The organism is Kluyvera sp. Awk 3 (assembly GCF_028069715.1).
Lineage (GTDB): Bacteria > Pseudomonadota > Gammaproteobacteria > Enterobacterales > Enterobacteriaceae > Kluyvera > Kluyvera georgiana_A.
Genome location: NZ_JANEWH010000137.1, coordinates 1 through 11,570 on the forward strand (window position 1 = coordinate 1; position 11,570 = coordinate 11,570).

The 11,570-nt window shown below is 55.8% G+C and carries 9 protein-coding genes; 7 read left to right on the plus strand and 2 right to left on the minus strand.

From position 1 onward, the window contains the following. Positions 1-164 precede the first annotated feature (164 nt). From NNN71_RS20575 to mgtE, 6 genes are all read left to right on the plus strand, one after another. Positions 165-1,340 (plus strand): porin OmpC, encoded by a 1,176-nt coding sequence (locus tag NNN71_RS20575; RefSeq protein WP_163449032.1) that lies wholly within the window; start codon positions 165-167, stop codon positions 1,338-1,340. A 102-nt stretch (positions 1,341-1,442) separates the two neighbouring features. Further along, a complete protein-coding gene (gene apbE / locus NNN71_RS20580) occupies positions 1,443-2,495 on the plus strand; it encodes an FAD:protein FMN transferase ApbE (RefSeq protein WP_249022993.1) in 1,053 nt (350 codons plus the stop codon). Positions 2,496-2,568: 73 nt separating this feature from the next. After that, positions 2,569-3,636, plus strand: a complete 1,068-nt coding sequence (gene ada / locus NNN71_RS20585; protein WP_223803018.1) for a bifunctional DNA-binding transcriptional regulator/O6-methylguanine-DNA methyltransferase Ada — start codon at positions 2,569-2,571, stop codon at positions 3,634-3,636. After that, positions 3,630-4,274 (plus strand): DNA oxidative demethylase AlkB, encoded by a 645-nt coding sequence (gene alkB / locus NNN71_RS20590; protein WP_223803017.1) that lies wholly within the window; start codon positions 3,630-3,632, stop codon positions 4,272-4,274. Before ada ends, alkB begins: the two co-directional genes overlap by 7 nt. A gap of 82 nt (positions 4,275-4,356) precedes the next feature. Continuing rightward, complete coding sequence (locus tag NNN71_RS20595; RefSeq protein ID WP_271459233.1) at positions 4,357-6,000, plus strand: multidrug ABC transporter permease/ATP-binding protein; 1,644 nt, start codon at positions 4,357-4,359, stop codon at positions 5,998-6,000. 131 nt (positions 6,001-6,131) lie between these two features. After that, on the plus strand, positions 6,132-7,568 hold the full coding sequence (gene mgtE, locus NNN71_RS20600) for a magnesium transporter (RefSeq protein WP_163449027.1): 1,437 nt from the start codon (positions 6,132-6,134) through the stop codon (positions 7,566-7,568). On the opposite strand, the gene NNN71_RS20605 is transcribed toward mgtE, so the two are convergent. Continuing rightward, positions 7,531-8,748, minus strand: a complete 1,218-nt coding sequence (locus NNN71_RS20605; protein WP_271459234.1) for a SulP family inorganic anion transporter — start codon at positions 8,746-8,748, stop codon at positions 7,531-7,533. The genes mgtE and NNN71_RS20605 overlap by 38 nt on opposite strands. Positions 8,749-9,021: 273 nt before the next feature. Between NNN71_RS20605 and mqo the strand changes: the two genes are divergently transcribed. Next, positions 9,022-10,674, plus strand: a complete 1,653-nt coding sequence (gene mqo / locus NNN71_RS20610) for a malate dehydrogenase (quinone) (protein WP_167575385.1) — start codon at positions 9,022-9,024, stop codon at positions 10,672-10,674. Between the two features lie 98 nt (positions 10,675-10,772). Here mqo and eco read toward each other — a convergent pair whose 3' ends face one another. After that, positions 10,773-11,264 (minus strand): serine protease inhibitor ecotin, encoded by a 492-nt coding sequence (gene eco, locus NNN71_RS20615; protein WP_163449024.1) that lies wholly within the window; start codon positions 11,262-11,264, stop codon positions 10,773-10,775. Positions 11,265-11,570 lie beyond the last annotated feature (306 nt).

Here is an 11,570-nt window from a genome sequence, read left to right on the forward strand (position 1 = left end):
ACATCTATGTGGATAAATGAAACATTTGAATGGTTTTCGTATCATATTCCTGTTGGATTATTCCTGTTTTTACAGCACAATGGGTCTGCCGACTGATTAATGAGGGTTAATCAGTAAGCAGTGGCATATATAAAGGCATATATATATAACAGAGGGTTAATAACATGAAAGTTAAAGTACTGTCCCTCCTGGTACCGGCTCTGCTGGTAGCGGGCGCAGCAAATGCGGCTGAAATTTATAACAAAGACGGCAACAAATTAGATCTGTACGGTAAAGTCGATGGTCTGCACTACTTCTCCAGCGACAATAGCGCTGACGGCGACCAATCCTACGTTCGTCTGGGCTTCAAAGGTGAAACTCAGGTTAACGACCAGCTGACCGGTTACGGCCAGTGGGAATACAACGTTCAGGCGAACAACACTGAAGGTTCTTCTGACCAGGCATGGACTCGTGTAGGCTTCGCAGGTATCCGCGTTGCTGACGCAGGTTCTTTCGACTACGGTCGTAACTACGGCGTTGTTTACGACGTAACTTCCTGGACTGACGTTCTGCCGGAATTCGGCGGCGACACCTACGGTTCTGACAACTTCATGCAATCCCGTGCTAACGGCGTTGCGACCTACCGTAACACCGACTTCTTCGGTCTGGTTGACGGCCTGAACTTTGCTCTGCAGTACCAGGGTAAAAACGGCAGCGTATCCGGCGAAGGCGCGACTGCTAACGGTCGTCAGGCTCTGAAACAGAACGGTGACGGCTTCGGCGGCTCCCTGACCTACGATCTGGGCGCAGGCTTCAGCATCGGTGGTGCGATCTCTTCTTCTAAACGTACTACCGACCAGAACAACAGCGTTTACGTTGTTCGTGATGAAAACACCGGCGTTCCGACTGGCGCAACCAGCAAAATCTACGGTAGCGGCGACCGCGCAGAAACCTACTCTGCTGGCCTGAAATACGATGCTAACAACATCTATCTGGCAACTCAGTACACCCAGACCTACAACGCAACTCGTTTCGGTGGTTCCCCGAACGCTGGCGTTTACGGTTTTGCTGACAAAGCTCAGAACTTCGAAGTGGTTGCACAGTACCAGTTCGACTTCGGTCTGCGTCCGTCCATCGCTTACCTGCAGTCTAAAGGTAAGAACATCGACAACGGTATCGTGAACTACGGTGACCAGGACCTGCTGAAATACATCGACCTGGGCGCGACTTACTACTTCAACAAAAACATGTCTACCTACGTTGATTACAAAATCAACCTGCTGGACAAAAACGACTTCACTCAGGCCGCTGGTATCTCTACCGATAACATCGTTGCACTGGGTATGGTTTACCAGTTCTAATACTGTTAAGACCATTGCAAAAGGGGCCTTTGGCCCCTTTTTTTGTGCCGAATTTCAGTAAATTAGTGTACTCTTGCGCCGATTGCAGGAGGGTAATAACGGATGGAAATGACTTTTTTACGAATGGCGCTGTTGAGCGTCGTGATTCTGCTGACGGGCTGTGATAACGCCAGCGCGCCGGCGACCCCCAAAGCCGCGGTAACCGTGCTGGAAGGGAAGACCATGGGCACCTTCTGGCGCGTGAGTGTGGTGGGTGTGGATAAGGCTCGGGCGGAAGAGCTCCGTACCAAAGTACAAACCCAACTTGATGGCGACGATCGTCTGCTGTCGACCTGGAAGAATGACTCGGCGCTGATGCGCTTCAACCACTCGCGGAGCACCACGCCGTGGCCGGTCAATGAAGCGATGGCGGATATCGTCACCGAGTCGTTGCGCATTGGGCGTAAAACCCAGGGGGCGATGGACATAACCGTTGGCCCGCTGGTGAACCTCTGGGGCTTTGGCCCGGACAAACAGCCGGTCAGTACGCCAACTCAGGCGCAGATTGACGCTGCGAAGGCGCGTACCGGGCTGGACAAGTTAACCGTTATCAACCGCGCGGACAGGCAGTATCTGCAAAAATCGATCCCCGATCTTTACGTCGATCTTTCTACCGTCGGTGAGGGCTATGCTGCCGATCATCTGGCGCGTCTGATGACTGAAGAAGGTATCTCTCGCTATCTGGTCTCCGTAGGGGGCGCGCTGGTGAGCCGCGGAATGAACGCCGACGGCCAGCCGTGGCGGGTAGCGATTCAGAAACCGACCGACCGGGAAAACGCGGTGCAGGCGATCGTGGATATTAACGGTCATGGCATCAGCACCTCGGGCAGCTACCGCAACTACTATGAACTCGACGGTAAACGCATTTCGCACGTGATCGACCCGCAAACCGGACGCCCGATAACGCACAAGCTGGTGTCGGTGACCGTCATTGCGCCGACCGCACTGGAAGCCGACGCCTGGGATACTGGCCTGATGGTACTGGGGACCGAAAAAGCCCAGCAGGTGGTGCGCGAGCAGGGGCTGGCAGTGTATATGATAATGAAAGAAGGCGACGGTTTTACCACCTGGATGTCGCCGCAGTTTCGCGCCTTCCTGGTCAACGGGAAAAATTAAAAAGCAAGATTGCGGGTTTTTTATTTCCTCCTTTCAGGCACTGTGGCAGTTACACTAGAAGGAGGAGCCTGTTATGACGATTGATACTCTACACACCGACGAGGCGCGCTGGCAGGCGGTTCTCGATCGCGATGCGAAAGCCGACGGTCAGTTTGTCTTTGCCGTGCTGACCACCGGCATTTTTTGCCGTCCTTCGTGCCGCGCGCGTCATGCGCTGCGTCAGAACGTCCGTTTTTTCAGCGATGCCAGCGCGGCGCTGGCGGGCGGTTTTCGTCCCTGCAAACGCTGTCAGCCGGATGCGCTCTCGCCTGAGCAGCAGAAAATTGCCAAAGTGGCCCACGCCTGTCGGCTGCTTGAGCAGGATAGCCCGGTCACGCTTGACGCGTTGGCGCAGGCGGTCGCCGTCAGCCCGTATCACTTCCATCGCATGTTTAAATCAATAACTGGCGTAACGCCAAAAGCCTGGCAACAGGCCTGGCGGGCAAACCGCCTGCGGGACGCGTTGAGCGAGGGTGAACCGGTGACGCAGGCGGTGCTGGCGGCGGGCTTTCCGTCGAGCAGCAGCTACTATCGCCACGCCGACGCGCTGCTAGGGATGACCGCGCGTACCCGCCGTCGGGGCGGCGAAGCGACGGAGATTCACTATACCGTCGGTAAGTGCTCGCTAGGGCGCTGCCTGGTGGCGCTCAGTGAGCGCGGCGTGTGCGCCGTATTGCTGGGGGACGATGAGGCTAGCCTGCTTAGCGAGCTACAACAGAGTTTTCCGGCGGCCAGGCTGCTGGTTGCCGGGGCGGAAGTCCGCGAGACAACTTCCGCTGTGATGGCGAGCCTCGAGTCGCGCGCGGCGGCGATGAGCTTACCGTTAGATATCCGCGGCACCGCGTTTCAGCAGCAGGTCTGGCAGGCGCTACGCGCCATTCCGTTCGGTGAAACCCGCAGCTACCAGCAGGTGGCAGAGGCTATTGGCAAGCCGAAAGCGGTGCGTGCGGTGGCCAGCGCCTGTGCGGCGAACCGGCTGGCGATACTGGTGCCCTGTCACCGGGTGGTGCGCGGCGATGGCAGCCTGTCGGGATACCGCTGGGGCGTGGCCCGTAAAGCCCGATTGCTTGCGCGTGAAAAAGAACAGGAGAGCGAATGTTAGATCTGTTTGCCGACGAGGCGCCGTGGTCGGAACCGTTGGCGCCTGGCGCGGTGATCCTACGCCGGTTCGCGCGGGCGCACAGTACCGCGCTACTGGCGGCTATCGAGCAGGTGGCGGCGGTCTCGCCATTTCGTCATATGGTCACGCCGGGCGGCTATACCATGTCGGTGGCGATGACCAACTGCGGCCCGCTTGGCTGGAGTACGGACCGTCATGGCTACTGCTACGCCGCCGTTGATCCGCAGAGCGGAAAACCCTGGCCCGCGATGCCGGACTGTTTTCGCCAACTGGCGCAGGAGGCAGCAACTGGCGCGGGTTACCCCACGTTTAACCCCGATGCTTGCTTAATTAACCGTTACCAGCCGGGGGCGAAGCTGTCGCTGCATCAGGATAAAGACGAAGCCCGGTTGGACGCGCCGATCGTGTCGGTTTCGCTCGGCCTGCCTGCGGTGTTTCAGTTCGGTGGCCTGAATCGCAGCGATCCGCTGCAACGCGTGCTGCTTGAGCATGGCGATGTGGTGGTGTGGGGCGGTGAGTCGCGGCTGTTTTATCACGCGATTCTGCCGCTCAAAGAGGGGAGCCACCCGCAGGTCGGCCCGTGGCGCTATAACCTGACCTTCCGCCGCGCCGCGGAATGACAAATAAAAATAAGAATTATTCTTGATGTAGTCTGTCAGCAGTTTACACTGCTGGCTGTTTTTTCTTGCCCTGGTCATTGCTATGGAACTTCTGTTACTTGTCTGGCGTCAGTATCGCTGGCCTTTTATCGGCGTTATCGTCTTAAGCCTGTTGAGCGCCGCGCTCGGTATCGGGCTTATCGCATTTATTAACGTACGTCTGATTGAGACGGTTGATACCACGCTTGCCGTACTGCCGGAATTTCTTGGTTTGCTGCTGCTGCTGATGGCGGTCACGCTGGGTTCACAGCTGGCGCTGACCACGCTCGGCCACCATTTTGTCTATCGCCTGCGCCGGGAATTTATCAAACGGATCCTCGATACCCAGGTGGAGCGCGTCGAGAAGCTGGGCAGTGCTGCGTTGCTGGCGGGGCTGACCAGCGATATCCGTGCGATCACCATCGCTTTCGTGCGTTTGCCGGAGCTGGTGCAGGGGATCATCCTGACCGTGGGTTCCGCGGCCTATCTGGCGATGTTGTCGAGCAAAATGCTGCTGATTACCGCCCTGTGGATGGCGTTGACCATCTGGGGTGGCTTCGTGCTGGTGGCGCGAGTGTATAAACATATGGCGACACTCCGTGAAACCGAGGATCGGCTGTACGACGATTACCAGACGGTGCTGGAAGGGCGCAAAGAGCTGACCCTGAATCGCGAGCGCGCGGAGTACGTCTTCGAACAAAAATTCACGCCGAATGCCAAAGACTATCGCCACCATATCGTGCGGGCCGACACCTTCCATCTGAGCGCGGTCAACTGGTCAAATATCATGATGCTGGGGGCCATTGGGCTGGTGTTCTGGATGGCGAACAGCCTCGGCTGGGCTGACACCAACGTTGCCGCTACTTACTCGCTCACGCTGTTGTTCCTGCGCACGCCGCTGCTGTCGGCGGTGGGCGCGCTGCCTACGCTGCTGAGCGCGCAGGTGGCGTTCAATAAACTGAATAAATTCGCGCTGGCTCCGTATCAGGAAACTTTCCCGCAGCCGACGGCGCACCCGAACTGGCAGACGCTGGAACTGCGCGATGTGACTTTCCACTATGAAGATAACACCTTCGCGATAGGCCCGCTGAACCTGACGCTCAAGCGTGGCGAGTTGGTCTTTCTGATTGGCGGCAACGGCAGCGGTAAATCGACGTTGGCGATGCTGCTGACTGGGTTGTATCAACCGATATCCGGGCAGATTCTGCTGGACGGTCAGCCGCTGGCGGCCGATAAGCCGGAAGACTACCGCAAGCTGTTCTCGGCGGTGTTTACCGATGTCTGGCTGTTTGACCAGCTATTAGGCCCGGAAGGTAAGAACGCGGACCCGGCGCTGATTGAGAAATGGCTGACTCAGCTACAGATGACGCACAAGATTAAGCTGGAAGACGGGCGCATTCTGGATCTGAAGCTGTCAAAAGGGCAGAAGAAACGCGTGGCGCTGCTGCTGGCGCTGGCGGAAGAACGCGACATCATTATGCTTGATGAGTGGGCCGCCGATCAGGATCCGCACTTCCGCCGCGAGTTCTACCAGATATTGTTGCCGCTGATGCAACAGATGGGGAAAACCATTTTCGCTATCAGCCATGACGATCACTACTTTATTCATGCCGATCGTCTGCTGGAAATGCGCAATGGTCAGCTGAGTGAACTGGTGGGCGAGGAGCGTGAACGCGCTTCCCGCGACGCCGTCGCCCGTACCGCCTAACGTTTTTTTTGCCGCTCTGCCGATTTTTTCACCGTACGGGCGGCTTGTTTAAACTTTTTTACATCTCTCCGCGCTATGCTTAATTCGCCCGGCCATCCGGCTGGGCGACGTCTCACGAATAAGGATTATTCATGTCTCTGTTGAAAAAGAACAGCGCCCGCCTGCGCGATGAAGAGCGTCAGCGCCTGATCTGGCTGCTGACCACCGATAAAGCGGTAACTTCCGCGCTGCTGGGCAAACTCACGCTCGCCGAGCAGTACGATGAAGGCACGCTGGTTGACGACCTTGCTGAAGTCGGCAGCTTAGTGGCGCACCTGCCACCGCCGGATCTCGCCGATACCCTGGAAGCGTTACCGTCCGAAGAGCGCCATGCATTGTGGAACATGGTCGAAGACGATCGTCGCGGGAAGGTGTTGCTGGAAGCATCGGAGAACGTCTGGGACGACCTCATCGAAGATATGAGCGACCGGGCGTTGCTCGATGCATTGCAAACGCTGGATATCGACGAACAGATTTACCTGGTGCAGCACCTGCCGCGCGACCTGACCGGACGCCTGCTGGCGTCGATGTCGCCGGAAGAACGCGCGCGCGTACGTCAGGTGATGAACTACGCCCACGAGCAGGTGGGGTCGATCATGGAGTTCGAGGTGATTACCATTCGCCCGGACGTCACGTTGGCCTCGGTGCAGCGCTTTTTGCGCCGTCTGGGCAAAATGCCGGAGAACACCGATAAACTGTTCGTTATCCAGCGCGATCAGACGTTGATTGGCGAGCTGGAGCTGAAAACCATTCTGCTCAATTCAGCGGACAAGTTTGTGCATGAGGTGATGGAATCCGATCCGGTCGCCTTCCATCCGGAAGAAAAATCAGAAATCGTGGCTCGTACCTTCGAACGTGACAACTTAATCAGCGCCGCGGTGATTGATTCACAGGGTAAGCTGATGGGGCGTCTGACCATCGATGAGATCGTTGACGTCGTCTATGAAGAGACCGACAGCGATCTGCGTCGTATGGGCGGTCTGAGCAGTGAAGAAGACGTGTTTGCGCCGGTGACGAAAGCGGTGAAAACCCGCTGGGCGTGGCTGGCCATCAACCTCTGTACTGCGTTTATCGCCTCGCGCGTGATTGATGGATTTGAACACACCATTTCGCAGCTGGTGGCGTTGGCCTCGTTAATGCCGATCGTCGCGGGCATTGGCGGTAATACCGGTAACCAGACGATTACTATGATCGTGCGCGCGCTGGCTTTACAGCATATTCAGCCGGGTAACTTCTCGTTCCTGATCCTGCGTGAGATGGGGGTGGCGCTGATTAACGGTATCGTCTGGGGCGGCATTATGGGCACTGTGACCTGGCTACTGTATGACGACCTGGCGCTCGGCGGCGTGATGACGCTGGCGATGATCCTGAACCTGCTGGTGGCGTCGATTATGGGGGTGCTGATCCCGATGATCATGGCTAAGCTTGGGCGCGACCCGGCGGTCGGCTCGAGCGTGATGATCACCGCGATCACCGATACCGGCGGCTTCTTTATTTTTCTGGGGCTGGCGACGGTGTTTCTGCTTTAAGCTTCGCACGATGCTTCAGGCGTGCAGGCACGATCGCCATCATGATGATCCCCGCCAGTACGCCAATTGCCAGATTACCGGTACTGACCGTTGCGCCAACGGTGACCAGCATCACCAGCGTTTCCGGCCACGGCGCGCGCTTGAGCGTCGCGGGCTGGAGGCTCGGCCAGCTAAAGGTCTTAACGGCCACAATCACCATAATCCCCGCCATTACTGCCATCGGGATCTTCGCCATCACTTCGCTTAACGCGGTCACCAACAGCAGCAGTACCAGCGCGGCGGCAAGCGTTGAAATGCGGCTGCGGCCTTTTCCCATCTCCACGTTGACGATGGTCTGACCGATCATCGCGCAGCCGGCAATACCGCCGTAGCAACCGGCCAGCATATTGGCGATACCCAGACCTGCGCTTTCACGCGTTTTGTTGGACGGCGTGGCGGTGAGGTCGTCCACCAGTTTCGCCGTGAGCAGGGATTCCATCAGCCCGACGAAGGCGATACTCAGCGCGCAGGGCCAGATAATTTGCAGCGTTTGCAGGTTAAAAGGCACTAACCATGGAGTCAGGCCCGGCAGGCCGCCGCTCATTGAACCCGCGTCACCGACGGTGGGTAGAGTCTGCCCGCTGGTCACGGTAAACAGCGTCAGCAGCACGACGGCAACCAGTGGGGAAGGGATGCTTTTCATTACGCGCGGTAGCCACAGTACGATAAGTATCGTGGCGGCAAACAGCGCGACAATAAGCGGGCTTCGGCTCCAGAAGTGCGGCACCTGGGCAAAGAAAATCAGAATACCGAGCGCGTTAACGAAACCCGTCATTACAGACTGGGGAATAAAGCGCATCAGTTTCGCCATGCCGCACAGAGCAAACAAAATTTGAATGATGCCGGCCAGCAAAACCGCAGGTAAAATGTAGGCCACGCCGTGTACGTGGACCATCGGGCCGATAACCAGCGCGACCGAACCCGCGGCTGCCGTGACCATCGCCGGGCGTCCGCCAAGGAACGACATGCTCAGGCACAGCACGACCGAGGCGATCAGGCTAACTTTAGGGTCAACGCCAGCAATCACCGAAAACGAGATCACTTCAGGGATCAGTGCCAGAGCGGTAATGACGCCAGCCAGGATTTCGCGGGTGAGCAGAGATGGCGAGCGCAGAATGCTCAATGAGGAGATGTTCGACATAGGTTATTCGCAGGTTATCGATGGCCGGTTTTCTATAAGCCACAGCTTCCGTGCGTACCATCACAAAGGGGGGAATAATACCGCTTCCCGTCACATTCTACTAGTACCAAATCTCATTTTCTGTACACATTTATTAAACATTTTAATAACAGATCTCAAAACTCAACTTAAATTTTAAACAATATTTAAATTTTCCCGTCCTGGTGGTAACGTAACCGTACGGATGTTTTTACCTGCGTGTAACAACTCGACAGTCAAGTAAGGCCCCCTACGATGAAAAAAAAGATAGCTGTACCCAACTCACAGAAATCGGGTACCGAGAAGACTTCTGTGGCGAATAAGGCGAAAGCTCGTGCAGTTCACGAGACGGATGTATTGCTGATCGGTGGCGGAATTATGAGCGCTACGCTGGGTACGTGGCTGCAGGAGCTTGAACCAGACTGGTCGATTACCATGGTTGAGCAAATGGAGAGCGTTGCGGAAGAGAGCTCAAACGGCTGGAACAATGCCGGTACCGGGCACTCGGCGCTAATGGAACTGAACTACACTCCGCAAAAAGCTGATGGCTCTGTCAGCATCGAAAAAGCCATTGATATTAACGAAGCGTTCCAGATTTCTCGTCAGTTCTGGGCGCATCAGGTCACACGCGGCGTGCTGACGCAGCCGAAAAGCTTTATCAATACCGTGCCGCACATGAGCTTTGTGTGGGGCGATGACAACGTCAACTTCCTGCGCGCCCGCTACCGTGCGTTGCAGAAGAGCCCGCTGTTTAACGGCATGCGCTATTCCGAAGACCACGAGCAGATCAAAGCGTGGGCGCCGCTGGTGATGGAAGGGCGCGATCCGCAGCAGAAAATCGCCGCTACGCGTACCGAAGCCGGCACCGACGTGAACTACGGCGAGATCACTCGTCAGTTGATCAATGCGTTGAAAAAGCGTGATGGTTTTTCGCTCCAGTTGAACACCGTGGTCCGCCGTTTCCGTCGTAACGCAGATAACAGCTGGAGCGTGACGGTTTCCGACGCTAACAACAGCCATGAAAAACGCACGATTAAAGCGAAGTTTATCTTTATTGGCGCGGGCGGTGCGGCGCTGAAGTTGCTGCAACAAACCAAAATCCCGCAGGCAAAAGAGTATGCGGGCTTCCCGGTTGGTGGTCAGTTCCTGGTGTGCGAGAACCCGGAAGTGGTGAATCACCATCTGGCGAAAGTCTATGGCCAGGCCTCCGTGGGCGCACCACCGATGTCGGTACCGCATATCGATACGCGTATTATCGACGGTAAACGCGTGGTGCTGTTTGGGCCGTTCGCCACTTTCTCCACGCGCTTCCTGAAAAATGGTTCGCTGTGGGACCTGCTGGCGTCTACCAATAAATCCAACATTTTGCCGATGCTTAACGTGGGCCTGGATAACTTCGATCTGGTCAAATATCTGGTTAGCCAGGTGCTGCAGAAAGATAAAGATCGTCATGCTGCGTTGCGCGCCTACTACCCGATGGCGAAAAAGCAGGACTGGCGTCTGTGGCAGGCAGGCCAGCGTGTACAGATTATTAAGCGCGATGCCCGCATTGGCGGCGTGCTGCGTTTGGGTACCGAAGTGGTGAGCGACGATGAAGGTACCGTTGCCGCGCTGCTGGGCGCATCGCCAGGCGCGTCTACCGCGGCACCGATCATGCTGGAACTGATGGAGAAAGTGTTTAAGGATAAGATGCAAACCGCTGAATGGCAGAGCAAGATTCGCGCGGTGGTGCCAACCTATGGCTCAACGCTGACCGAAAACCCGCACCTGATTGAACAAACGTTGGCCTACACCAGTGAGGTACTGGGTCTGCGTCATGAAGCGCCGCGTGAAGCGGATCCGGTTCCGGCTGTTCAGACGACACCGAAAGCCGTGCCGGTGAAAGAGGTTGCTGATATCGCGCTGTAAGTGCGGGACAGGTTATTATCAGGCTTAAAAAAAACCGGCATCGCCGGTTTTTTTATCATCTTTTTTAAACCACCTCCAGGGGAGGTGGCGAGCGTTCATTAACGCACTTCGGCGTTATGTACCGTTTCCTGGGCTTCCCAGATGCGGTATCTGACTTCCACATTTTCCGGGGCGTAAACCACGATCGGCAGCTTGCTGTTGTAGCGCAGCATGCCATCGTCACCCAACGAAGCGGTGATGAATTTCTTGGTTTTTTTCTGGTCAGGGCAGGCCATCATCGTTGACATCGGGCCGCTGACTTTCTCTACCACGTAGTAGTCATAACCCCAGCCTTCCAGCGTTTTGCTTTCCAGCTCGGCGCCCAGACGCTGATGGTTGCAGTCAACCTCCAGCGTTTTACCAATCAATAACTCTACCTTATAGGCCGACTCATCCTTCTGCGCCGGTAACTGAATGACCTGACGCTTCATACCTTTCTCAGCCTGCGGGTAAGGGGCAACTTTTTCCAGCGGCTGTTCTGCGGCCCAGGCGCTGCTGGATACGCAAGCGATGGCGAGTAATGAAGCGGCAAGCTTATGTGATTTTTTCACTGTTCATCCTTTTTTATCAGTTGTAACGAGGAAAGCATAGCATTCCTGAGGTGAATGGTAATCGTCTTTTACTGTATTTTGCATTAGGAATGGTTCTATATTTTGTGTTTTTGCTGTTTTATGAGTGTTTGATGCTGCTTTCTTGTGTTTTTTGTCTGCTTTTATGCTTGTTTTTGAAGGGGTGTTTGTTCTTTATACTTTTCGACTAATCTTGCAAAGGCCGAGAAAAGATGAAAAAGAACAAAGGGATAAAGGAATAAGCAGAACCAGGTATCTTATTCTGAATGGCTTATCAACAGTATTAAC

Excerpts from the sequence above, each read along its gene's own strand:
- mgtE (WP_163449027.1), top strand. The coding sequence starts at position 6,132 with ATGTCTCTGTTGAAAAAGAACAGCGCCCGCCTGCGCGATGAAGAGCGT.
- ada (WP_223803018.1), top strand. The coding sequence starts at position 2,569 with ATGACGATTGATACTCTACACACCGACGAGGCGCGCTGGCAGGCGGTT.
- apbE (WP_249022993.1), top strand. The coding sequence starts at position 1,443 with ATGGAAATGACTTTTTTACGAATGGCGCTGTTGAGCGTCGTGATTCTG.
- NNN71_RS20575 (WP_163449032.1), top strand. The coding sequence starts at position 165 with ATGAAAGTTAAAGTACTGTCCCTCCTGGTACCGGCTCTGCTGGTAGCG.
- alkB (WP_223803017.1), top strand. The coding sequence starts at position 3,630 with ATGTTAGATCTGTTTGCCGACGAGGCGCCGTGGTCGGAACCGTTGGCG.
- mqo (WP_167575385.1), top strand. The coding sequence starts at position 9,022 with ATGAAAAAAAAGATAGCTGTACCCAACTCACAGAAATCGGGTACCGAG.
- NNN71_RS20595 (WP_271459233.1), top strand. The coding sequence starts at position 4,357 with ATGGAACTTCTGTTACTTGTCTGGCGTCAGTATCGCTGGCCTTTTATC.
- NNN71_RS20605 (WP_271459234.1), bottom strand. The coding sequence starts at position 8,748 with ATGTCGAACATCTCCTCATTGAGCATTCTGCGCTCGCCATCTCTGCTC.